17 protein-coding genes are annotated in these 23,723 nt (G+C 73.4%); 6 read left to right on the forward strand and 11 right to left on the reverse strand.

The window, feature by feature from the left end:
* Positions 1–39: 39 nt before the first annotated feature.
* A complete protein-coding gene (locus IE247_RS12785; RefSeq protein WP_190123174.1) occupies positions 40–954 on the reverse strand; it encodes a PadR family transcriptional regulator in 915 nt (304 codons plus the stop codon).
* A gap of 2 nt (positions 955–956) precedes the next feature.
* Positions 957–1,844, reverse strand: coding sequence for a DUF4097 family beta strand repeat-containing protein (locus IE247_RS12790; RefSeq protein ID WP_190123175.1), 888 nt, complete (start codon positions 1,842–1,844; stop codon positions 957–959).
* Positions 1,845–2,009: 165 nt separating this feature from the next.
* On the opposite strand from IE247_RS12790, the gene IE247_RS12795 reads away from it, so the two are divergent.
* Positions 2,010–2,825, forward strand: coding sequence for a hypothetical protein (locus tag IE247_RS12795; protein WP_190123176.1), 816 nt, complete (start codon positions 2,010–2,012; stop codon positions 2,823–2,825).
* Positions 2,826–2,868: 43 nt separating this feature from the next.
* Here IE247_RS12795 and IE247_RS12800 read toward each other — a convergent pair whose 3' ends face one another.
* On the reverse strand, positions 2,869–3,054 hold the full coding sequence (locus IE247_RS12800; RefSeq protein ID WP_064729792.1) for a DUF6104 family protein: 186 nt from the start codon (positions 3,052–3,054) through the stop codon (positions 2,869–2,871).
* A 182-nt stretch (positions 3,055–3,236) separates the two neighbouring features.
* Between IE247_RS12800 and IE247_RS34235 the strand changes: the two genes are divergently transcribed.
* From IE247_RS34235 to IE247_RS12820, 4 genes are all read left to right on the forward strand, one after another.
* Positions 3,237–3,752, forward strand: a complete 516-nt coding sequence (locus tag IE247_RS34235; RefSeq protein ID WP_229869080.1) for a CU044_2847 family protein — start codon at positions 3,237–3,239, stop codon at positions 3,750–3,752.
* Positions 3,749–5,740: a VMAP-C domain-containing protein gene (locus IE247_RS12810; protein ID WP_190123177.1), complete on the forward strand. Its 1,992-nt coding sequence runs from the start codon at positions 3,749–3,751 to the stop codon at positions 5,738–5,740. Before IE247_RS34235 ends, IE247_RS12810 begins: the two co-directional genes overlap by 4 nt.
* Positions 5,741–5,876: 136 nt before the next feature.
* Positions 5,877–6,887, forward strand: coding sequence for an AAA family ATPase (locus IE247_RS12815; protein ID WP_190123178.1), 1,011 nt, complete (start codon positions 5,877–5,879; stop codon positions 6,885–6,887).
* A gap of 5 nt (positions 6,888–6,892) precedes the next feature.
* The gene (locus IE247_RS12820; RefSeq protein ID WP_229869081.1) at positions 6,893–10,204 is read left to right on the forward strand and encodes an SAV_2336 N-terminal domain-related protein; all 3,312 of its coding nucleotides are present in this window, start codon (positions 6,893–6,895) and stop codon (positions 10,202–10,204) included.
* A 74-nt stretch (positions 10,205–10,278) separates the two neighbouring features.
* On the opposite strand, the gene IE247_RS12825 is transcribed toward IE247_RS12820, so the two are convergent.
* The 8 genes from IE247_RS12825 to IE247_RS12860 all read right to left on the reverse strand — a co-directional run bounded on the left by IE247_RS12825 (position 10,279) and on the right by IE247_RS12860 (position 21,041).
* A complete protein-coding gene (locus tag IE247_RS12825; protein WP_190123179.1) occupies positions 10,279–14,151 on the reverse strand; it encodes a multifunctional oxoglutarate decarboxylase/oxoglutarate dehydrogenase thiamine pyrophosphate-binding subunit/dihydrolipoyllysine-residue succinyltransferase subunit in 3,873 nt (1,290 codons plus the stop codon).
* A 278-nt stretch (positions 14,152–14,429) separates the two neighbouring features.
* Positions 14,430–15,518, reverse strand: coding sequence for a HAMP domain-containing sensor histidine kinase (locus IE247_RS12830; protein ID WP_190123180.1), 1,089 nt, complete (start codon positions 15,516–15,518; stop codon positions 14,430–14,432).
* Positions 15,515–16,252, reverse strand: coding sequence for a response regulator transcription factor (locus tag IE247_RS12835; RefSeq protein WP_190123181.1), 738 nt, complete (start codon positions 16,250–16,252; stop codon positions 15,515–15,517). The genes IE247_RS12830 and IE247_RS12835 overlap by 4 nt, the downstream gene beginning before the upstream one ends.
* 101 nt (positions 16,253–16,353) lie before the next feature.
* Positions 16,354–17,067 (reverse strand): spermidine synthase family protein, encoded by a 714-nt coding sequence (locus IE247_RS12840; protein WP_373305548.1) that lies wholly within the window; start codon positions 17,065–17,067, stop codon positions 16,354–16,356.
* 116 nt (positions 17,068–17,183) lie between these two features.
* Complete coding sequence (locus tag IE247_RS12845; protein ID WP_190123182.1) at positions 17,184–18,581, reverse strand: hypothetical protein; 1,398 nt, start codon at positions 18,579–18,581, stop codon at positions 17,184–17,186.
* Entirely contained in the window at positions 18,578–19,384 is an 807-nt protein-coding gene (locus tag IE247_RS12850) for an ATP-binding cassette domain-containing protein (protein WP_190123183.1), read from the reverse strand. Before IE247_RS12850 ends, IE247_RS12845 begins: the two co-directional genes overlap by 4 nt.
* 20 nt (positions 19,385–19,404) lie before the next feature.
* The gene (locus IE247_RS12855) at positions 19,405–20,475 is read right to left on the reverse strand and encodes a zf-HC2 domain-containing protein (protein ID WP_190123184.1); all 1,071 of its coding nucleotides are present in this window, start codon (positions 20,473–20,475) and stop codon (positions 19,405–19,407) included.
* A complete protein-coding gene (locus IE247_RS12860) occupies positions 20,472–21,041 on the reverse strand; it encodes an RNA polymerase sigma factor (protein ID WP_229869082.1) in 570 nt (189 codons plus the stop codon). The genes IE247_RS12855 and IE247_RS12860 overlap by 4 nt, the downstream gene beginning before the upstream one ends.
* A 221-nt stretch (positions 21,042–21,262) precedes the next feature.
* On the opposite strand from IE247_RS12860, the gene lon reads away from it, so the two are divergent.
* The gene (lon, locus tag IE247_RS12865; protein ID WP_190123185.1) at positions 21,263–23,674 is read left to right on the forward strand and encodes an endopeptidase La; all 2,412 of its coding nucleotides are present in this window, start codon (positions 21,263–21,265) and stop codon (positions 23,672–23,674) included.
* The last annotated feature ends 49 nt before the right edge of the window (positions 23,675–23,723 follow it).

The following is a 23,723-nucleotide window of genomic DNA, read 5'->3' on the forward strand; positions in this document are numbered from 1 at the left end:
CCACTGCGGGGTTTCAGGTGTGAGCGCCCGGGGGCCGGGTCAGCGCTTGCCGTTCCTCTTCAGGAGGTCGGCGACGATGTGGGTGGCCGCCGTGGCGAGGTGGGCGCGGGCGTCGGCGAGTTGGGACTCGGTGATGCCGTGGTCGCGGGCGGCGTCGCGGATGTCGTCGCGGAAGCGGTCGAGGAGGCGGTCGAGGTCGCGGGCGGGGTCGCCGGTGGAGTCGGTGGGGGTCCCGGGCCAGTCGGGGGCCGGGGCGGTGGGCTCGGGGGCCGGGGCGGGCTTGGCGGGCTTGGTGGTGAGGCCGGTCAGGTGGGCGGTGAGTTCGGAGAGGCCCTCGCGGACGCCGGTGGGCCAGTCGCCGCGGGCGAAGTGGTCCTGGACCTGGTCCTGGACCTGTTTGGCGATGCGCTGCATCTCGCGGCGGGCCTTGTCCTGGGCGTCCTTGGCCTGGCGGCGGGCCTGCTGGGCGTCCTCGCGGGCGCGGCGGGCCTGCTCCTGCCACTCATGGGTGACCTTGCGCCACTCCTCCTTCTCCTTGTCCTTCTCCTTCTCGGCGCGGGGGGAGGTGCGGGTCTCCGCCGCGGCGGCGCGCATCTCGTCGCGCAGCTTCCCGGCCGCGCCGCGTACGTCGTCGCGGATCTCGGCCGCCAGCTCGGAGACGGACTCCCGGATCTCCAGCTCCAGATCGGCGAGTTCGCCGCCGCGCCCGGCCAGCTCCTCGCGGCCCGCCTCGGTGATCGAGTACACCTTGCGGCCGCCCTCGGTGGCGTGGGTGACCAGGCCCTCGGCCTCCAGCTTGGCGAGCCGGGGGTAGACCGTGCCCGCGGAGGGCGCGTACAGGCCGTGGAAACGCTCCTCCAGGAGGCGGATCACCTCGTACCCGTGGCGAGGGGCCTCGTCCAGGAGCTTGAGCAGATACAGCCGCAGCCGGCCGTGGGCGAATACGGGAGGCATGTTCAGAGCACCTTTCCGGGGGTCTCGTCGGTGCTGTCGGTGTCATCGGTGTCGTCGGCGGGCGGTCTGCGCAGCAGCGCGATCGAGCCGGACATCGTGCTGGCGCGCAGGGTGCCGGTGCCCGCGCCGAGGGTGCCGGTGAGCTTCTTGGAGCCCCACTGGCCGCTGACCCGCAGATCGTCGAAGGCGTTGGAGAGAGCGCCGCTCGTGGTGTTCGCCTCCACCTTCGCGTCGGTGGGGTGCGGGAGCCGGATGGCGACCTCGCCGGTGACCGTGTTCAGCTTGATGTCGGCGGGGGTCGGTGTGGTGTCGCCGGTCGCCGCCAGGTCGATGAGCATGTCCCCGCTGACGGAGTCCGCCCGCACCCGGGAGCCCGCGCCGCCCTCGATGACGGTCAGATCGCCGGAGACCGACTGGTAGTTCAGCGGGCCCGTGACGGACTGGGCCTCCAGATTCCCGGAGACGGTCTCGGCGACGACCTCGCCCGAGAGCCGGACCAGTGTGGCGTCGCCGGTGACGCTGTGGACGGTGGTCCTCCCCCGGACGCCGGAGACGACCGCCGCCGCGCCGACCACGCCGACCTCGACGGAGGCCTCCGAGGGGACGGTGAGGGAGACCGTCACCTCACGGTCGCGGCCCTTCGGGTCGAGCCACTTGAGCCAGCCCTTCGCGGACAGATCGGGGTAGGAGACGGTCAGCGTCGAGCCGTCCTGGGTCACGGTCAGCGGCGGGCCCGAGATCCGGGAGACCTCCAGCCGGGCGGAGCCTTCCTCCGTGCCGACGACATTGACCGTCCCATTGACGACATGCACCTGGAGCGCTGTCACCGGCTCGTCGAAGGTGAGCCTTCGGGCTTCGGCGACCTCCCACGTCGTCGTCGACTCCGCCATGACGTTGACCTCCCCGTTGAACCGGACCGTATGGACCTCGACGCAACATATCGCGTCTTCTGCTAGATACGATATATCGCGAAGAGGGGATGTCAAGGAATCATCCGGCCACGGTTGACCCCCATAAGGCGTCATAGGCGGGCAAACTGCCCTAGCGTGAACCTCATGAACGCGACACCCGTGGGCGCACTGCTGCTCTGCCGGGCCGAGCCCTCCACCGTGCGGCCGGCGGCCCATCTGCTGCGCGAGCGGCAGCTGCTCGCCCCGGCGGGCGACGACTGGAGTGTGCTCGTACCCGAGGGAAAGCCCTGGCGGGAGGCGGGGGAGCAGGTCGACAGGGTGCTGGCCGGATGGGCTTCGGCGGTCGCGGTGGCCACCAATCGGCCCACGCTGGCCCTGTGGTGGGACGCGGAGCGCGCCGGATTCACCCTCGCCTCGGGGTTTCGGCGGCCGGTCGGCTACGTATGGCTCGCGGACGGCACCCCGGCGGGCGAGAGCGAGGCCATGCACACCTTCGCCGCGCGCCTGGGGCTCGACCCCGTACTCGATGTGCAGTCGCTCGACCCGCTCACCAGGCCGGACACCGCCTCCGACGCGCGGGCCCGGCTGCTGGGGCTGGTGGCGGTGCTGACCAGGGCCGGGCTGCGGCTGCCCCCGGGGCTGCTGCCCGGCGAACCGGGCGGGCGGCTGAGGGCGACGGCCAGGGCGCTGGGCGCGGAGACGGTGGAGTGGGCGGGGTGGCGCGACGCGGTACGGGCGGAGTTCCACGCCGTGGAGGAGGGACTCGACCACTGGCTGAAGGAACGGGACGACCAGGACCGCGCCAGGACGCTGGGCGCGGTGCAGCTCGCGGCGGGAGTGCCGCTGGCGCTCTACGGGCTGCGGCGGGGCAGCGCGGGCTGGGTCGCGGCGGGGGCGGTGCTGATGCTGAACGGGGCGGTGGCGCTGCGCCGGCTGCCCTGGGCCAAGCCGATCGCCTGAGCCGGGGCAGCCGGGCGCTACCGGGAGCTACGCCCTCAGGGGCTCAGTCCTCGTCCTCGTCCTCGTCGTCCAGCCGGGCGAGCCAGGTGGCCAGCCGCTCGACCGGGACCTCGAAGTCGGGGTTCAGATCGACGAAGGTGCGGAGCTGCTCGGCGAGCCACTCGAAGGTGACCTCTTCCTCGCCGCGCCGCTTCTCCAGCTCCTCGATGCCACGATCGGTGAAGTACAAGACATGCTCCTGGGACGGGTGGGGGACTACCTCCTCAGCCTACGGCGACTTCGGGCCCCGCCGGGAGGCCGGAGGCGGACCGGGACGGAGCCCGGACGGCGTTCGCCGTTCAGAGCGCCCCCAGGTGCGGTACGTACTGGGGGAGGGCAGGCCCCAGTTGGCCGTCGAGGACGGGGGACACCGTGGACGGACGCGTGCGGCGGATCGAGCTTCCCGGGGGCGCGGTGGTGCACGCCCGGCTCTCCGGCTCCGGCGGGGGGTACGGCGAGGACGACGAGGACGTGGGGTTCGCCGACCAGGCGGCGGCGCGGGTCCGCCAGCTCGACGAGCTGATCCGGGGCGTCGGCGAGACCGTGCTGGCGTCCGCCGTGGCCGCGCGGCCCGACGAGGCGAGCGTCTCCTTCGGGGTGGAGCTGACCGTACAGTCCGGCGCGGCCCTCGCGGTGCTGGCGGCGGGAGAGGCGAAGGCCTCCGTCCAGGTCACCCTGGTCTGGTATCTGGGCGAGCAGCCGGGGTACGCGCCGTACGGCAGACCCCCGCGCCCGCCGGCCGCCGCGCCACCGCCGCCTGCCGCGCCGCCGTCACCGCCGCCCACCCCCCAGGCTCCGCCCCGGCCGTCCGCGCCCCCGCAGAACCCGCAGAACCCGCAGAACCCGCAGAACCCCCAGAACCCGCCGAACCCCCAGACCGCGCCATGACAGACGCCGACCCGGTCATCGACGCCCTCACCCGGGCCGCGACCGTCCACCTCCACGCCCCGGGCGTCGCCGACGGGCCGCACGCCCTGTGGGGCAGCGGCTTCTTCGTCGCCCCCGGATGGATCCTGACCTGCGCCCATGTCCTCGCCCCGCAGCTGCGCGGCGACCGGGCGCTGGTCTTCGGCGTCACCGGCAGCGAGGTGAACGGCGGCAGGCCGCTCGCCGCCCGGCTCGAACGCTGGCTGCTCGACGGCGACCCCCGCCCCGAGCAGCGCGTCCCCGTCGAACAGGACCTCGCGCTCGTCCGGATCATGGAGGACGGCGTCGAGCACGAGTGCGTCTGGCTCACCGACCGGACCGACCACCCCGGCGGGCGCGGCGTCGTCCAGGGCTACCGCCCCGAGGACGGCGGGCGGCCCGTCCGCTGGAAGGCCACCGCGAAGATCAACGGCTTCGACGACGACTACGGCCTGCGCTTCCGCCCCGAGGCCGAGTTCCCCAAGGGCGGCTCCGGCTCCCCCGTGCTCGACGTCCACACCGGCGCGGTCGTCGGCGTCCTCAAGTCCCGGCGCACCGGGCGCGACGGCGGCATGGCCATCGCCGCGACCGCGCTGCGCCGCTTCGGACCCCTCTACCAGCCGCTGATGGCCGCGCACGACCGCTGGCACGGCCTCTCCCCGAAGATCACCGGGCACAACTGGACCGAGCGCCAGCAGCAGCTCCCCGGCGCGGGCGTGCACACCGGCGGCGACCAGTGGAGCCCCCGCGACCGCCGCGAGGCCCTCTCCCTGCTGGCCCGGGTCGCCCCGCCGGACGGCATCCGGCCCGTCGTGGAACTCGCCAAGAAGGCCCGGGGCGGCGTCGCCGCACCCCCCGGCCAGCTCCTCCCGTACGCCTGGCGCGACGGCCACGGACTCCTGTACGAGGCCGGGCAGCCGGTCGCCGCGATCGCCGCGCTCCACTACCTCCAGCTGGTCGTCGAGTACGAACGCGGGCGCGGCGGCGAGCCCGCCCCGCTCGCCGAGTGGGTCGCCCGGCGGCTCCAGGACGTGCCCCGGATCGTGCACACCGTGGTCACCCAGGCCACCCTGCCCGCCGGCATCGGCCGCCCGCTCGCCCCCGGCGGCGGCCGGCACCGGATCGTGGTCCGCTACCCCCGGCCGGGCGACGGCTCGGCCGTGGTCATCGTGGAGCTGGAGCGCGTCATCGCGGCCGCCGCCGTCCGCTTCTACTGGCGGATCCGCGTCGACGACGGCCACGATCTGAACGAGCCGCTCCACGAGGAGCAGACCGGCGAGGGCATCCCGCCCGAACAGCTCGTACGGAGACTGCGCGAACCGCTCGCCGAGGTCTTCGCGCTGGTGGACGCGCCCGGTGCGCCCGCCCCGCTGGAAGTCGCGCTCCCCGCCGACCACTTCGACACCGCCGTGCACCGCTGGCAGCTCACCGAGATGGCGCGGCTCCATCAACCGGCGTATGTCGGCGTACGGCGGATGGTGGTGCTGCGCGATATCGCCAGACGAGGTGAACCGGACAGTGTCTGGGTGCGCCGCTGGCGCGCGATGGAGCGCGCCGGAGCCCCGACCGCGCTGCGCACGCCCCCGCACCGACAGGTCCCCAGACTCCGCCACTTCGAGGGCACGGCGCCCTCCGCCGTACCGGTGCTGTGCCGGCCCGCCGGCAGCGGAGTGGGCCGGCGGGCGATGGGCATGGCCCTGGAGACCGGGCACGCGGTGGCGCTCTGGCACACCGACGGCCACCCCGAGCAAGGCTGCGCCGACTTCTGCGAACGGCTCCACGACGGCGCGGCGCGCTTCCTCGCCCAGGCCGCCGACATCCTCGAACTCCCCGAACGGCTGCGCCGCGTCCGGGACGACATCAGCGGATCGCGGAACGGCGGACACTGGGCGGAGGGCGTCGCCATGCTCTACGACGACCCCGGCCGGCCGCTCCCCGCCGACGAGGACGGACCCGTCGACTCCCCATGAGGAGGGAGGCATTCCTAATGGAGAGACGTACGAGAGATCGCCGCCGACGGCCATGGGACGCCGACGGCCTGGGTACATATCCGGCGTTGTCCGCCACCGGTTCACCGACCCACCGGCCGTCAACGAGGAGCGAGCGATGGACGACTGGCTGATCTACCGGGGCGTCGGCGCTCCGGACCCCGACCGCATCCACACCCTCCCGCCGCCCCCGCCCTGGCGCGCCTTCTCCGGGGAGCCGCTGCCCGACCCCGTACCCCCGATCGACGCCTCCTCCACCCGCCGGCTCGGCTCCCGGGTCAGCGCCCCGCCCGCGCAGGACGCCCGGGCGCTCGACCTCATCAACGCCGCGCTCTATTTGCGCCGCCCCCTGCTCGTCACCGGGGAACCCGGCTCGGGGAAGTCCACACTCGCGCACTCGGTCGCCTATGAACTGGGTCTCGGCCGCGTCCTCCAGTGGCCCGTCGTCAGCCGCACCGAGCTGAAGGACGGCCTCTACACCTACGACGCCATAGGCAGGCTCCAGGACGCCCAGCTCGCCGAGCGCGAGCAGCGCGAACCCGACGACATCGGGCGCTACATCCGGCTCGGACCGCTGGGCACCGCGCTGCTGCCCACCCGGCGGCCCCGCGTCCTGCTCATCGACGAACTCGACAAGAGCGACATCGACCTCCCCAACGATCTGCTCAATGTGGTCGAGGAGGGCGAATTCGCCCTCCCCGAGCTGGAGCGCGCCGCCGACCGGCCCGGCCAGCGCGAGGTCCACGTCCTCAGCCACGACGGCCGCCGGGTGCCGGTCCGCGACGGCCGGGTCCGCTGCCACGCCTTCCCCTTCGTCGTCATGACCAGCAACGGCGAGCGCGACTTCCCCGCCCCCCTGCTGCGCCGCTGCATCCATCTCCATCTGGACCCGCCGCGCGACGAACGGCTCGCCGCGATGGTGCAGGCGCACTTCGGAGCCGGGGCCGACGAGGGGAACCTCGATCTGATCAGCCGCTTCACCAGCGAGGACGGCGACGGAGAACTCCGGCCGACCGACCAGCTGCTGAACGCGATCTACCTCACCCAGCACACCGTCCGGACGGATCCGGCGCGCCGCGAGGAGATCGCCGGCCTGCTGATGCGCCCCCTCGACACCCGCCAGCGGTGACCGCGATGCCCCCGCCGGGAGACGCCGCCCGCCCGTCCGTGCCGTCCGTGCCGTCCGTGCCCGAAGCACCCCTCGTCGCGCTCGTCGCCCGGCTGCGCGAGGCCGAGCTGGCCCCCACCGCCGAGGAGATGGCCGACGCGCTCTGGCTGGCACGGTACGTACCCCCCGCGCCGCCCGCCGTCGGACCCCCGCCCCACCCGACGGGACGGACGGCGGACGGCGGCGGCGAACAGCCCCCGCCCGGCGGACCCGAACCGGGCGGCGCCCCCGCCTTCCCCGCGCCGCCCGCGCCCCGCTCACGGGTCGGGCTCTACGCCTCCGCCCGGTCGGCCGCCGCCCACGGCGTCCTCCCCGACCGGGCGATGCGCCGCGTCCCCGTGCCCGCGCCCGCCGCCCTGCCCGACGGCCCCGCGCTGGAGCGCTCCCTGCGCCCCCTCCAGCGCTACCGCTCCCCGATGCGCCCGGTCCGCCGCGAACTCGACGAGAGCGCCACCGCCGACCACGCCGCCGACACCGGCCTCGTCGTCCCCGTCCTGTCCACCGTCCGCCGCCGCGAGGCCCGGATCGCCCTCGTCATGGACGAGTCAAGCTCCAACGCGGTCTGGGGCGACGCCCTCGAAGAGCTGCGCCAGGTCTGCGAGCGCGCCGGAGCCTTCCGCGAGATCGCCGTCCACCGCATCCGCCCGGACGACCCGCCCCCCACCCAGCTCGGCGACCCCACCGGACGGCAGCTCACCCTCGTACTCAGCGACTGCGCCGGACCGATGTGGCGCAGCGGCCGGATGCAGCGGCTGCTCCACACCTGGGCCTCGACTGCGCCCGTCGCCGTCGTCCAGCCGCTGCCGCAGCGCATGTGGGGCCGCACCCATCTGCCCGCCGTCCCCGGACTCCTCAGACGCCGGGAGGGGCCCGCCGGACGGCTGGAGTTCACCCCCGGGCGCGGCACCCCCGTACCCCGGGGCCTGCCCGTCCCCGTGCTCGCCCTGCGCCGCACCTCCTTCGAGGCATGGACCAGGCTGATCGCGGGCGCGACCGGCCAGACCCTCGGCGCCGCCGCCGGGATCGTGCTCCGCCGCCACCAGCCCGCGACCGCCCGCCCCCGCCACACCCGGCGCGTCGCCCCCGCCGAGCGGGTCAGGGCCTTCCGCCGCAGCGCCTCCCCGGCCGCCGCCCAGCTCGCCGTCTATCTCTCCGCCGTCCCGCTGACCCTGCCGGTGATGCGGCTCGTCCAGCGCGCCATGCTCGCCCGCAGCGGCCCCGACGTCCTCGCCGAAGTCCTCCTCAGCGGACTCCTGCGGCGCGAGGACCCCGACCCCGCCACCGCCTTCGACGACGACACCGCCCCCTCCTACGCCTTCCTCGACGGCGTACGGGAAGAACTCCTGGAGCGGCTCGGCGCGGGCAGCGCGGCACTGGTCCTCAAACACAGCTCGGAGTACGTCGAGTCCCGCTACGGCCGCACCGTGCGCAACTTCCCCGCCATGGCCGCCGCCTTCCTCACCGGCTCCGTCGACCCGCGTCCCACCGGCCCCACCGGCCCCGACTCCCACCGGCTGTGGCCCTTCGCCCAGGTCTCCGCCCAGGTGCTGCGCAGCCTCGGCGGCGGAAACCGGCCCGCCGCACCGCCCGCCCGGCTGCCGAGCGAGGGCCCCGCCGGGCTGGTCGCCAGGGCCCGCGCCTGCCTCGCGCACTTCGGCGAGCACGGCACCGTACGGGACCTGGACGCCGCGATCCGCCTCCTCGGCTCGGCGACCCAGGCCGAGCGGCGCACCACCGAGCGCGCCGGGCTCTACGACGAACTCGCCGACGCGCTGCTCCGCCGCTGGCTGGTGCGCCCGCTGCCGGAGGATCTGCCCGAGGCGCTCGACGCCGCGCAGAACGCGATCTCCGGCGGCCCGCCCAGGGCCCATCTCACCCTCGCCAGGGTCCTGGAAGCACTCGCCGAGGACGTCGCCGGCGGCCGGCTCAGCCCCAAACTGGTCCCCGAGTGGGCCTGGATGCAGGCGGGCGAAGAACCGGAACCCGTCGCCGCCGTCCTTCTCTCGGCCGCCGACGCGGCCCTCGCCGAGCTGACCGACGCCCCGCCCGGCTCCCCCGGCGGCCTGCGCGAATCGGCCGCCACCGCCCGCATCCGGGTACTGCGCCGCCTCGCCGTCCTCGGCGCGCCCCACGCCCTGCGCGGCCCCGCCGCCCCCGGCGACTGGTTCACCCAGCTGATGACCACCGCCCTCGGCGTCGTACGCCTCCTCGTCGAGGCGGGCCTCCCCGACCCCCTGGCCGACCTCCGCACCGACGAGCGCCATGAGTCCGCCCTGCTCGTCCGGGGCGCGCTCCACCTCGAACTCGCCCGCCACCACCGGGGCGAAGGCCCCGTCCCACCGGCCCGGCAGGACCCGGCGGCGGCGCGCGCCCACGCGGAGCGCGCCGGGGACGATCTGTACACCGGCATCGACGGCATCGACTGGGACGCCGTCGACCAGCGGGAGCTGTGCCGCGCCTGGCTCGACTACGCCGACGCCATCGAGTTCGCCGACGAACGCCCCGACGACGACACCAGACTCCGCATACTCCAGGCCCTGGACCAGGCCCGCCGCAATGTCGGCCACGACGAGGCGGCCCAGGCCCACATCCTGCTGCGCATGGCCCGCCTCCTCGAACAGCGCTACACCGCCACCGGGAGCTGGTCCCACCGCGACTCCGCGATCGCCGCCTGGACCGAGGCCCTGCCCCTGCTGCCCCGCGCCGACCCGGGGCGTACGGCGGTGCTCACCGCGCTCGGCCGGCAGTTGACCGAACGCGGCGCGGACAAGGACGCGCCCGCCGACGTCCACACGGCGGTACGGGTGCTGCGCACCGCGATCGCCGCGACCGCCGCCGCCGACCCGGAGCTGCCGCGCCGCCGGGCGCTGCTGGGCCAGGCGTACATCGAACGCTTCCGCGCCCAGGGCCGCGTCGCCGACCTCCACGAGGCGGACTGGGCGCTGGGGGCCGCCGCCCGCGCCGCCGCCGATCCGGAGCTGGCCGGGTACGCCTGGTGGTACCGGGCGCTCGCGTCCGCGCTGCTCGCCGCGCGCACGGCGGCGCCGGAGCCGCTGCGGACGGCCGTCGCCCACTACCGGAAGGCCGAGGAGGACGGGCCCGACGGGCTGCTCGCGGGCGCGATCACCGCCCAGTGGGCCAGGGCGGGCCGGCTGGAGCGCACGGCGGGCCCGGAACGCGCGCTGGAGGAGCACCGGGCGGTGCTCGCCCTCCTCACCGGGGCCGGCTCGGCGGCCGGGGACCTCATCCGGCAGGAGGTCGCCCGGCTGGAGCCCTGAGCCCCCCGCCGGGCACGGCCGAGGGGCCGGCGCCTTTCGGCACCGGCCCCTCGGAGGCATTCCTCGCCCGGATGTCAGGCGTCGAACACCTCACTGACCAGCTGCTGCTGCTCCGCCTGGTGACGCTTGGCCGAACCCACCGCCGGGGACGAGCCGTGCGGACGGGAGATCCGCCGCAGCCGCTCGCCGTGCGGGACGTCCGCGCCGACCGCCAGGTCCAGGTGGTCGATCAGGTTGAGCGCGATGAACGGCCAGGCGCCCTGGTTCGCCGGCTCCTCCTGCGCCCACAGGTACTTCTCGGCGTTCGGGAACTTGGCGATCTCGGCCTGGAGCTCCGCACCCGGCAGCGGGTACAGACGCTCCAGACGGATGATCGCGGTGTCCGTGATGCCGCGCTTGACCCGCTCGGCGTCCAGGTCGTAGTAGACCTTGCCCGAGGTGAAGACGACCTTGCGCACGGCCGACGGGTCCACCGAGGAGTCCCCGATCACCGGGCGGAAACCGCCGGTGAGGAACTCCTCCGCCTTCGACGCCGCCGCCTTCAGACGCAGCATCGACTTCGGGGTGAAGACGATCAGCGGCTTGTGGTGCGGGTTGTGGACCTGCCAGCGCAGCAGGTGGAAGTAGTTCGACGGCAGCGTCGGCATGGCGACCGTCATGTTGTTCTGCGCGCACATCTGGAGGAAGCGCTCGGGGCGGGCGGAGCTGTGGTCCGGTCCCTGGCCCTCGTAGCCGTGCGGCAGCAGCAGGGTGACGCCGGACGTCTGTCCCCACTTCTGCTCGGCGGAGGAGATGAACTCGTCCACCACGGTCTGCGCGCCGTTGACGAAGTCGCCGAACTGCGCCTCCCACATGACCAGCGCGTCCGGGCGGGCCAGCGAGTAGCCGTACTCGAAGCCCATCGCCGCGTACTCGCTGAGCAGCGAGTCGTAGACGTTGTAGCGGGCCTGGTCCTCGGTCAGGTAGAGCAGCGGGGTGTAGTCCTCGTTGGTCTCCTGGTCGACCAGGACCGCGTGGCGCTGGCCGAAGGTGCCGCGGCGGGTGTCCTGGCCGGAGAGCCGGACCGGGGTGCCCTCCATCAGCAGCGAGCCGATGGCGAGGGTCTCGCCCATGCCCCAGTCGATCGTGCCGTCCTCCACGGAGGAGGCGCGCCGCTGCATCTGCGGCATCAGCCGCGGGTGCACCGTGACATTGTCGGGGATGTTGACCTGGGACTCGGCGATCCGCTTCACGACCTCCTGGGAGATCGCGGTGGTGACGGCCACCGGGAATTCGGCCTGCGCGTCCGGGACGAGCGTCGGGGACGGGTGGCTGGTGGCCTCGCGGACCTCCGCGAAGACCTTCTCCAGCTGGCCCTGGAAGTCCTGGAGCGCCTGCTCCGCCTCTTCCAGCGTGATGTCGCCGCGACCGATCAGGGACTCGGTGTAGAGCTTGCGCACCGAGCGCTTCTTGTCGATCAGCGCGACCATCTGCGGGTTGGTGAACTGCGGGTTGTCGCCCTCGTTGTGACCGCGGCGGCGGTAGCAGATGAGGTCGATCACGACGTCCTTGTTGAACGTCTGGCGGAACTCGAAGGCGAGCCGCGCGACGCGGACACAGGCCTCCGGGTCGTCGCCGTTCACATGGAAGATCGGCGCCTCGATCATGCGGGCCACATCGGTGGCGTACATCGAGGAGCGCGAGGACTCCGGGGCGGCGGTGAAGCCGACCTGGTTGTTGATCACGACGTGGACCGTGCCGCCGGTGCGGTAGCCCCGCAGCTGCGACATGTTCAGCGTCTCGGCGACGACGCCCTGGCCCGCGAAGGCCGCGTCGCCGTGGAGGGCGACCGGCAGGACGGTGAAGTCCGTGCCGCCCTTGTTGATGACGTCCTGCTTGGCGCGGGCGACACCCTCCAGGACCGGGTCGACCGCCTCCAGGTGGGAGGGGTTGGCGACCAGCGAGACCTTGATCTGCTCGCCGTCCAGGCCGGTGAAGGTGCCCTCGGCGCCCAGGTGGTACTTGACGTCGCCGGAGCCGTGCATCGACTTCGGGTCGAGGTTGCCCTCGAACTCGCGGAAGATCTGCGCGTACGACTTGCCGACGATGTTGGCCAGCACATTGAGACGGCCCCGGTGGGCCATGCCGATGACGACCTCGTCCAGGCGCGACTCGGCGGCCGAGTCGATGACCGCGTCGAGCAGCGGGATGACGGACTCGCCGCCCTCCAGCGAGAACCGCTTCTGGCCGACGTACTTCGTCTGAAGGAACGTTTCGAACGCCTCGGCGGCGTTCAGCCGGCGCAGGATCCGAAGCTGCTCCTCGCGCTCCGGCTTGGAGTGCGGGCGCTCCACCCGGTCCTGGATCCACTTGCGCTGCTTCGGGTCCTGGATGTGCATGAACTCGATGCCGGTGGTGCGGCAGTACGAGTCGCGGAGCACACCGAGCACATCGCGGAGCTTCATCAGCGACTTGCCGGCGAAACCGCCGACGGCGAACTCGCGCTCCAGGTCCCAGAGGGTCAGCCCGTGCTCGGTGATGTCCAGGTCGGGGTGCTTGCGCTGGCGGTACTCCAGCGGGTCGGTGTCGGCCATGACATGGCCGCGGACCCGGTAGGAGTGGATCAGCTCGAAGACCCGCGCGGCCTTGGTGACGTCGTCGTCGTGCGAGGCGTCGATGTCCTTGAGCCAGCGGACCGGCTCGTAGGGGATCCGCAGCGCCTCGAAGATGCCGTCGTAGAAGCCCTCCTCGCCGAGGAGGAAGTTCGCCACGACCCGCAGGAACTCGCCGGAGGCCGCGCCCTGGATCACCCGGTGGTCATAGGTCGAGGTCAGCGTCATGACCTTGGCGATGCCCAGCTTGTTCAGGGTGTCCTGGGAGGTGCCCTGGAACTCGGCCGGGTAGTCCATGGAGCCGACGCCCATGATCACCGACTGGCCGGGCATCAGCCGCGGCACGGAGTGGACGGTGCCGAGCCCGCCGGGGTTGGTCAGCGAGACGGTGACTCCGGTGAAGTCGTCCATCGTCAGCTTGTTGCCCCGGGCGCGGCGGACGATGTCCTCGTACGCCTGCCAGAACTCGAAGAAGTCGAGCGTCTCGGCCTTCTTGATCGCCGCGACGACGAGCTGGCGGTCGCCGTTGGGCTTGACCAGGTCGATCGCGAGACCGAAGTTGACGTGCTCCGGCTTGACCAGGGTCGGCTTGCCGTCCTTGACCGCGAAGGAGTGGTTCATCGCGGGCATGGCCTTGAGGGCCTGCACCATCGCGTAGCCGATGAGGTGGGTGAAGGAGACCTTCCCGCCCCGGGCGCGCTTGAGGTGGTTGTTGATGACGATGCGGTTGTCGAACAGCAGCTTCACCGGGACGGCGCGCACGGACGTGGCCGTGGGCACCTCCAGCGAGGCGTTCATGTTCTTCGCCACGGCGGCGGCGGGGCCGCGCAGGGTGACCAGCTCCGGGCCGTCGGCGCTCGCGCTCGCGGGGGCCGCCTTGGCCGGGGCGGCCTTGGGAGCGGCGCTCACGGGCTTCGGTGCGGCGGCGGCGGGCGCGGGGTTCGCGGCCGGGGCGACGGGGGCGGCCGGGGCCGCCTTGACCGGCGCGGGGGCCACGGGCGGGGCCACCGGGGCGGCGGCGGGCGCCGCGGGGGCGGCCGGCGGAGTCGCGGGGCCGGCTCCGTTGGTCGCCGCGCGGGGCGCGGGCGTCGCGGCCTGAGGGGTCACCGGGGTCGCCGGGGCGGCCGGGGGCGTGCCCTCGGACTCCGCTCCGGAGGCGGCGGTGTTCTTCGCGCCGGGCTTGTAGTCGGCGAAGAAGTCCCACCAGGCTCGGTCGACCGAATTGGGATCCTGGAGGTACTGCTGGTAGATCTCGTCGACGAGCCACTCGTTGGGGCCGAACGCGGCGGCAGGGTCGATTCCCTGAGCGCTTTGGTCGGTCGGAGCGTTGGAGTTACTGGGGGACTGAGACGACACGGCGGCAACCGCCCTCTTCCGCTTCACAAGGTGATGGACAGCGGGAATCAAGGCTACGCCTCCATGGCCGAGAGGTGCAGGCCGGGCGGGCGACAGTCGCGCAAGTCACACCGAAAGACGGGTTTCGGGGCTTGGTATGGCGGGAAATAAGCACGGTTGGCCCACACCGCTGGTATGAGGCACCACGCGGCGGCGAATCCACCGGTCCGTCCCCCCGCACAGGGGCCCCGGCCTGATCATCTTTCGGCTGAAGGCTCGCTTCCGCCTCGAACCTTACGTCAACCCCGCGCTTGGTGGATCCCCGGAAGAGTGACCAGGATGCGGCACCCCCGAGCCGATTCGGCCACCCCTATGCGCCCGCCGTGGAGATCGACGGCCCAGCGGGCGATCGCCAGCCCCAGCCCCGTGCCGCCGTCGCTCCCCTTTCCGTGCGGGGAACTGACGTTTCCCCGGTTGAACCGCTCGAAGACCTGATGGCGCTCCTGCTCCGGAATGCCCGGTCCCTCGTCCTGGACCTCCAGATCCAGCGACTCCGGCTGCGCCCCGCGCCGGGCCCGTACCGTCACCCGGCCGTGTGCCGGTGAGTGCTTCACCGCGTTGTCGATCAGATTGGCGACCACCTGGTGCAGCCGTTCGGCGTCCGCGTACGCGGTCAGCTCCGGCGGGGCCACGTCCAGATGCAGATGCACGTCCGTACGGGTGTGCCGCCCGGAGCCGGACGCCAGCCCGCGCCGGCCCGCGGCGAGATTGGCCTCCTTCAGCACCCCGGAGAGATAGGGCCACACCTCGAAGCGGCGGGCCCGCAGCGGTACGACGCCGTTGTCCAGCCGCGACAGGTCCAGCAGGGTCTCCACCAGCCGGCCCAGCCGCTCGGTCTGCTTGAGCGCGGTGCGCATCGTCTCGGGGTCGGCCGCCGAGACCCCGTCCACCACGTTCTCCAGGACGGCCCGGAGCGCGGCGATCGGGGTGCGCAGCTCGTGCGAGACATTGGCGACCAGCTCCTTGCGGTGCCGGTCCACCGCCTCCAGGTCGTCCGCCATCAGATTGATCGTGGAGGCCAGGTCGCCCAGCTCGTCCCGCCGGTCCGCGCCGCGCACCCGGCGGGTGAAGTCACCGTGCGAGATCCCCTTCGCCACCGTGCTCATCTCCTCCAGCGGCGCGGTCAGGCCGTGCGCCACGAACTGGGTGATCAGCAGGGTGGCTATCACCGAGAAGACCGTGATGAAACGCAGCTCGGTGGAGGTCTCCAGGGCGACGAGCAGCAGCCCGGTGGTGATGAAGACCGAGACGACGACCAGGGTGCCGAGCTTGGTCTTGATCGAGATGGACACGCCCCTGCGCCGCCGCTGCTCCGGGCGGCACCTCATGGGGCCGGCGTCTCCAGCGCGTAGCCGACGCCGTGCACGGTACGGATCCGCTCGGCCCCGATCTTGCGGCGGAGCGCCTTGATGTGGCTGTCGACGGTCCGGGTGCCGGAGGCGTCCGCCCAGTCCCAGACCTCGGCGAGCAGCTGTTCCCGGGAGAGGACGGCGCGGGGGGTGTTGGCGAGGCAGACCAGCAGATCGAACTCGGTGGGCGTCAGATGCACGTCCTCGCCCCGGACCCGCACCCGGCGCTGCGCGTGGTCGATCTCCAGCTCGCCCAGGCGCAGGATCCCGCTGCGCGGGGTGACGGCGGCGAGCGCGGCCCGCTCGACCCGGCGGAGCAGCACATGCACCCGGGCGGCCAGCTCCCGCATGGAGAACGGCTTGGTCATGTAGTCGTCCGCGCCGACGCCGAGTCCCACGAGCATGTCGGTCTCGTCGTCCCGCGCGGTGAGCATCAGCACCGGGACGGGGCGCTGGGACTGCACCCGGCGGCAGACCTCCAGACCGTCGAAGCCGGGGAGCATCACATCGAGCACCATCAGATCGGGCTGCCAGGCCTCGGCGGCGTCGACGGCGGCGGGCCCGTCGACGGCCGTCTGGACGAGGAAGCCCTCCGCCCGCAGCCGGGCGGCGATGGCGTCGACGATGGTCGAGTCGTCCTCCACGACCAGCACTCTGCGCTGGGCGCCGGGCGTGGCCGCCACGCCGTTGTGGGTGGTGTGTGTCTGTTCCATCGCCCGCCCCTGTAAGCGCTGTCTGTGCTCGCAGCGCTAGGTAGATCTGTGGTGTGAGAGTTGTGTAGCTCAGCAGCGTAAAGGCAGTTGGAGACTTCGGGCTACGCGGACCGGACGGCGAGGTGGACCACGTCCGGTACGCCTCGGGCAACCTGGATCTCTTCGGTTCTTACCCCGGTGAATCCGGCATTCCGCAATGTCTCTTCGAAAGCGGGGGAGGGCTGCGCGGACCACACCGCGAGCACCCCTCCGGGGGTCAACCCCCGCTGGCACAAGGCGAGTCCGGCCGGGGAGTAGAGCGTTTCGTTGTCCTCGGTGACCGTCCAGTCGGGCCCATTGTCGATATCCAGACAGAGCGCGTCATAGCGGACTTCTGTCTCACGGAGGTGCGTCAGCAGATCCGTGCGGAGGATCACGCTCCGCGGATCGGCGAGCGCGGAAGCCGAGAATCGGCCGAGTGGGCCGCTCAGATGCCAGTCGATGATGGCTTGTTCTCGCTCCACGACGGCGATGTGTCGCCACTGAGGATTGACGCTCGCGTGCGCCAGCGAGAAGCCGACGCCCAGCCCGCCGATGAGCAGCGAGGGCCGCTCCCGGCCCGCCGCCCGCAGCGCCTCGTGCGCGGCGTCGATGAGCAGCCGCTCCGAGCGCCCGTCGGAGGTGTCCATCAGGAAGCAGCCATTGGCGATGATCTCGTGATGCTCGCCCCGGCGGCGCAGGACGACCTCCCCGTACGGTCCCTCGCGCCGGTCGAGGGTGACGGGATGGGCGGGATCGACGGGGTCGGCGGAGCCGACGGGAACGCTCAGGGACAAGGTGACCTCCGGGCCGGGGTGGGGCGGTGGGGGTCATGCTGGTGTCCGGAAGCGGGCAGGGCAAACGGTTTTGGCCAGGTATGCCGCCCCCCCCCGGACGGCATACCCGGCCGGTCTCAGAGCGCGGGCACCCTGGTCGACTCGCAGCCGCGCGCGGAGGCGAAGTACTCGGAGAGCCACCGCCGACGCTCCTCGTCGCCCATGGCCCTGAGCCGGTCCAGGACCGCGGCGAGCGCCTCCCGGTCCCCCGGCTCTCCGCCGTCCCGCGCCGACGGCGACCCGAGACCGCTCCAGTCCTGGCCGGCGGCCCCGGCGGGGTTCGGGGCGAGGAACTCGGTGACGGCCCGGTCGATCCGGTGGACCTCCATGTCCTTCCGGCGCGCCTCGCACCAGATCGCCTCCCCGGTGAGGGACTGGGCGGTGTCCCAGGCGAACTGCTCGGGGTCGGTCAGCCGGCCGCGGATCACGTCCTGGCCGACCAGGGCGACCGAGCGCATCGTGAGAACGTCCGGGTCGCGCTCCGGTATATGGGTGCCGCCCTGGGTCGTGACGTGGGCCTGCATCATTCTCTGGTGGATGTCCACCAGGCGGACATGGGTGTTCTCGACCCCCTCCAGCCGGGCGGTGAGACCGGAGAGGGCCTTTCTCACCTCCGGCAGCATCCCGGGGTGCGCCCCCGAGACACAGATCTCGGGCCGGACGGTGTCGTCGCAGGCCAGACGTAACGCCAGCGGGTCGGGACGCCACGCGTGCTCGCTGCCCTGGACGAGGACCGTCGCCGCCACGAGCGCCGCGGCCAGAGGCAGCAGGCCGTACACGCGGCGGCGTGCCGCGTACAGCAGGATCGCGGCTGCGCCGAGGCCGCCCACCCAGACGATCGTCGCCAGGGGCTGCCACCACACCGGGATCGAGGTCTGAAGCATCGGCGTCGCCGGGGCCGGGCTCAGCGGGCGGTCGGGGATCGGCCACAGAGACATCACGGGCAGCAGCTCGGCGAAGGGCGTGCAGAGGGCGAGCACCGGAGCCGTCAGCCGCCAGCGCAGCACCGCCCCGGCGACATGGCCGAAGAGGGACAGCGCGCCGACGGTGCCCGCGTCGGCGAAGACGGCGGAGAACACCGGGCCGCCCGCCGACGTGTACGGCCAGCAGGCGAGCAGCGCGCCGGCGGAGGCGGCCAGCGCGGCCCCGGAGGTCCAGATCGCGGTGGGCAGCGCCGCCGTCAGCGTCCGGGCCAGCCGGGTGCGGGGCGCGCTCCGCAGTAATTCCCGGGTGCCCCGGCGGTGCTCCCGCTGGCCCTGCCAGCACCCGGCGGCGACGGCCAGCGGGGCCGCGAGCTGGGTGAGCACGCTGCGCAGCAGGGCCTGGGTCTGGGCCCAGCCGCCCTGCCACTCGTGCGCGGTGAGGATGAGCGGCACGGCGAGCACCACCAGGACGGCGGCCCCCGCCCAGGGCGCGGATCCGCGCAGCAGTTCGGCGCGGACCGGGTGGGCGCGCCAGGTGGGTACGGAGGTCATCGGCCCGCTTTCGAGCCGGAGCCGGAACCCGTATCGGGGGCCGTGCCCGGGTCCCAGCTGGAGGCGCGGTGGAGCCGGAGGGCCGCCGTGTAGCCGCGCTCGATCGGGCTGACCGTGCCGTCGGGCGCGTCGTGGGGGGTGGCCTCGCCCAGTTCTCTCAGCTCGGCGGTCGTGCCGCGGAAGGCGACGCGGCCGGACTCCATCAGCGTGACCTGTTCGCAGGCGGCGGCGACGTCCTCCGCGAGATGGGTGGAGACGATGACGGCGCAGGCGGTGCCCACTTCGCGGAGCAGTGCTCTGAAATCGACGCGCTGCTCCGGATCGAGACCGGTGGTCGGCTCGTCCAGCAGCAGCAGATCCGGTTCGTTCACGATCGCCTGCGCGATGCCGACCCGGCGGACCATCCCGCCCGAGAGCGTCTTCACCTTGGCGTCGATGCGGTCCATCAGTCCCACCCTCTCCACCGCCCGCTCCACCGCGTCCGCGACCGAGCAGGCCGGCATCTCCTTGAGCCAGGCCACGTAGGCCACGAACTCCCGGACCGTGAACCCCGGGTAGAAACCGAACTCCTGCGGCAGATAGCCCAGCCGCCGCCGCACCCGCGACCGCTCCCGGTGCGCCGTCATGTCCTGGCCGAGCAGCTCCACCCGGCCGCCGGCGGGTGCCGCGACCGTCGCCAGCACCCGGATCAGCGAGGTCTTGCCCGCCCCGTTCGGGCCGAGCAGCCCGTGCACCCCCGTACCGAAGTCCAGGTCCACGCTGTCCAGCGCGATCGCCCTCCGGTGGGTGACGGTCAGTCCCATGACCCTCGCACCCGTCCCTGTCACAGCGTCTCCAGTCGATTGAAGGATGAGCGGCGTACGGCGAGCAGCCCCGCGCACACCACGGCGGCGGCGGCCCAGCAGGTCTGCGGGGAGGGTCCGGAGACCCACTCCGGCAGCTCCGTGACGAAGAACGGGAGCCCCGGCTTCCCCGGCCGGGGCGCCAGGGTCAGCGCCGCCCACACCCCGGCGACCGCCAGGGCGGCGTACCGGCAGCCCACGAAGGAGCCCAGCGCGAGCGCCGCCAGCGTCAGCGCCAGACTCGGCAGCAGCCAGGCGGCGGGCCCCGGCACCTTCAGCACCTCGGTGGCCGGCGGGGGCAGCAGCGCGCCCGCCGCCGCCAGCACCGGGACGCTCACCAGCGTCACCGCCGCCGTACGGGTGAGCAGCAGCCGCAGCCCGCCCGAGGGGGTCGAGGCGGCGATCTCGTGCAGCGGGTCGGCGTACCGCCCGTACGACATGGCCACCCCCGTCAGCGGCAGCGCGGGGGAGAGCGCGAGCAGCAGCGGCCGGGTGGAGTCGTAGCCCACCCCGTACGCCAGGAACAGCGAGCCGCCGAGCACCAGGGCCAGCGCGGTCAGCCAGGACGGGCGGAGCGCCGGACCGGCCGCCCACAGCAGCCGGGCGAGCGGGCCGGGGCCCGGCCGGGAGGCCCGGGACGGGGCACGTCGCGAAAGCCCCGCCCGGCGCGCGGCAGCGGGCACACGCTCTCTCCTCCGCCGCCCTTCGGGCACGGGCGGGTGCCCTCCCCCCGGACCCGGCGGCCCGGAAGGCGCGCCGGCCGCCTCCCCCCGGGCCCGGCGGCCTCCCGGCCACACCCTCCGGGCGGCGGGCGACGCCTCCCCCGCCCGCCCCGGGACCGGGGCCGGGAAGCGCCGGGCCTCGGCGAGCACCGCCGCGCGGATCCCGTCGAGCGCGGGGCCCGCCGCGCCCGCCCGTACGGCGGCGGACACCGAGGCGGCGCAGCGTCCGCACGTCTCCACGTGCTTCTCCAGCGACCAGGTCTCCGCCTCGGCGGCCGTGCCGCTCGCGTACCGCTCGGCCAGCGGCCCGCTCACGTGCCAGCCGCTCATGCCGTGCCTCCCAGCGGGGATGTGTCGGGTGCGAGCAGAGCCAGCGCGGCCCGCAGCTCGCGGCGGGCCCGCATGGCCCGGGTCTTGACGGTGCCCTCGGGTATCCCGAGCAGCCCGGCCGCCTCACGGGTGGTGAGGCCGTCGATGACGGTGGCGCGCAGTACCTCCCGCAGCTCGGGGGAGATCCGGTCCAGGGCCGCTCCCACATCGCCGTACTCCAGCCCGGCGAGCACCCGGTCCTCGGCGGACGGCGCGGTCGGGGCGGCCGTCCGCACGGGCGGCCGGCGCTCCGCGCGGGCGTGCGCCCGCCGGGCGTCGACCAGCCGGCGGGCGGCGATCACCCAGAGCCAGCCGCCCGCCTCGCCGCCCCGATGGGAAGCGGCGGAGCGCCAGACGGCGACGAAGGTGTCCTGGAGCACCTCCCGTACGGTCTCGGGATCGCCGCAGCGGCGGCTGAGCCGGGTGTGCAGCCAGCCCGCATGCCGGTCGTAGAGCGTGGCCAGCGCGTCCGCGTCGCCCTGGGCCACGGCCCGTAACAGCGCGGCGTCGTCGCGGTCCGGCTCCACCGGTCCCGGGTCCGTGTCTCCTGTGTCAGCCCGCGCGGGGCGGATCCATCTCACGACCGCTCTATCGCCGCCGGGCCCGCGCCCGGTTCACGGCGCCTCCTCACGCCGCTCGCGGGCCACCCGCCCACCTGATCGCTCACAGCGAACGGAGGTCCGGGAACATCCGGAGGCTCCCGTGCATTGAGTCCACATAGCTCAACTTCACTGCCTAAGGGGAGATCATGGCTGCTGAGTCCCAGACGTTCACACCGCTCACCCTGCCCGTGCTGCCGCTCGACGACGAGGTCGTGCTGCCCGGAATGGTGGTGCCGCTCGACCTGATCGACACCGAGGTCAGGGCCGCGGTGGAAGCCGCCCAGGCCGGTCACACCGGTGGCAGCAAGCCGGAGCTGCTCCTTGTTCCGAGGGTCGACGGAAAGTACGCGGCGATCGGCGTCCTCGGGACCGTCGAGCAGGTCGGACGGCTCTCCGACGGCGACCCCGGCGCGCTCATCAGGGGCCGCGGCCGGGTGCGCATCGGCGCGGGCACCACCGGACCCGGGGCGGCGCTCTGGGTCGAGGGCACCCGGATCGACGAGACGCTTCCGGAGCCGCTGCCCGGCCAGCTCGCCGAGCTGGTCACGGAGTACAAGGCGCTCGCCACCGACTGGCTGAAGCGGCGCGGGGCCTGGCAGGTCGTGGACCGCGTCCAGCAGATCGAGGACGTCTCCCAGCTCGCCGACAACGCCGGCTACTCCCCCTTCCTGACCACCGCCCAGAAGATCGAGCTGCTGGAGACCGCCGACCCGGTCGCCCGGCTCAAGCTCGCCACCGACCAGCTCCGCGAGCACCTCGCCGAGCAGGACGTGGCCGAGTCCATCGCCAAGGACGTCCAGGAGGGCGTCGACAAGCAGCAGCGCGAATTCCTCCTCCGCCGTCAGCTCGACGCCGTCCGCAAGGAGCTGCGCGAGCTGAACGGCGAGAGCGAGGGCGAGGAGTCCGACGACTACCGCGCCCGGGTGGAAGCCGCCGACCTGCCGGAAAACGTCCGTACGGCCGCGCTCAAGGAGGTCGAGAAGCTGGAGCGCGCCAGCGACCAGAGCCCCGAGGGCTCCTGGATCCGCACCTGGCTCGACACCGTGCTCGAACTGCCCTGGAACAGGCGCACCGAGGACGCGTACGACATCCGGGGCGCGCAGACCGTGCTGGATGCCGAGCACGCGGGCCTGAAGGACGTGAAGGAACGCATCACCGAGTACCTGGCGGTGCGCAAGCGCCGCACCGACCGGGGGCTCGGCGTGGTCGGCGGACGGCGCGGCGGCGCGGTGCTGGCCCTCGTGGGCCCGCCGGGAGTCGGCAAGACCAGCCTCGGCCAGAGCGTCGCGCACGCGATGGGACGCGAGTTCGTCCGGGTCGCGCTCGGCGGCGTCCGCGACGAGGCGGAGATCCGCGGCCACCGGCGCACCTACGTCGGAGCGATGCCCGGCCGCATCGTGCGGGCGATCAAGGAGGCCGGTTCCATGAACCCGGTGGTCCTGCTGGACGAGATCGACAAGGTCGGATCGGACTTCCGGGGCGACCCGGCCGCCGCCCTCCTCGAAGTCCTGGACCCCGCGCAGAACCACACCTTCCGCGACCACTACCTGGAGGTCGAACTCGATCTGAGCGATGTCGTCTTCCTGGCCACCGCCAATGTGCTGGAGGCCATTCCGGAGGCGCTGCTCGACCGGATGGAAGTGGTCCGTCTCGACGGCTACACCGAGGACGAGAAGGTCGTCATCGCCCGGGACCATCTGCTCCCGCGCCAGCTGGAGCGGGCCGGTCTGGAGAGCGCCGAGATCACCCTGGAGGAGTCGGCGCTGCGCGCGCTCGCGGGCGAGTACACCCGTGAGGCGGGCGTGCGAAACCTGGAGCGGGCCGTCGCCAGGCTGCTGCGCAAGGTGGCCGCACAGCACGAGCTGGGCGAGCGGGAGCTGCCGTTCACCATCGGCGCGGAGCAGCTGCGCGCCCTGATCGGACGGCCGCACCATGTGCCCGAGTCCGCCCAGGACCCGGCCGAGCGCCGTACCGCCGTGCCCGGTGTCGCCACCGGACTCGCGGTGACCGGCGCGGGCGGCGACGTCCTCTTCGTGGAGGCGTCGCTCGCCGATCCGGAGACCGGCGCGTCCGGGCTGACCCTCACCGGTCAGCTGGGCGACGTGATGAAGGAGTCCGCCCAGATCGCGCTCAGCTTCCTGCGCTCGCACGGCGCGGAGACCGAGCTTCCGGTCGCCGACCTCAAGGACCGGGGTGTGCACATCCACTTCCCGGCGGGCTCGGTCCCCAAGGACGGCCCGAGCGCCGGCATCACCATGACGACCGCGCTGGCCTCGCTGCTCTCCGGGCGTCCGGTGCGTACGGACGTGGCGATGACGGGTGAGCTGTCGCTGACCGGCCGGGTGCTGCCCATCGGCGGTCTGAAGCAGAAGCTGCTGGCCGCAAGCCGGGCGGGCATCACCACCGTGGTGATCCCCAAGCGGAACGAGCCCGACCTGGACGACGTCCCGGCGGAGGTCCTGGCGAAGCTGGACATCCACCCGGTGACGGACGTCCGCCAGGTGCTGGAGATCGCCCTGACCCCGGCCGCCGCGCCGGTCCTCGCCGAGGCCGCCTGACACTGAGTCCCGGCCGCCGTCCCCGCGAGGGGCGGCGGCCGGCGGCGGG

Origin of the sequence: Streptomyces inusitatus (genome assembly GCF_014651115.1) — a bacterium.
Lineage (GTDB): Bacteria > Actinomycetota > Actinomycetes > Streptomycetales > Streptomycetaceae > Streptomyces > Streptomyces amakusaensis.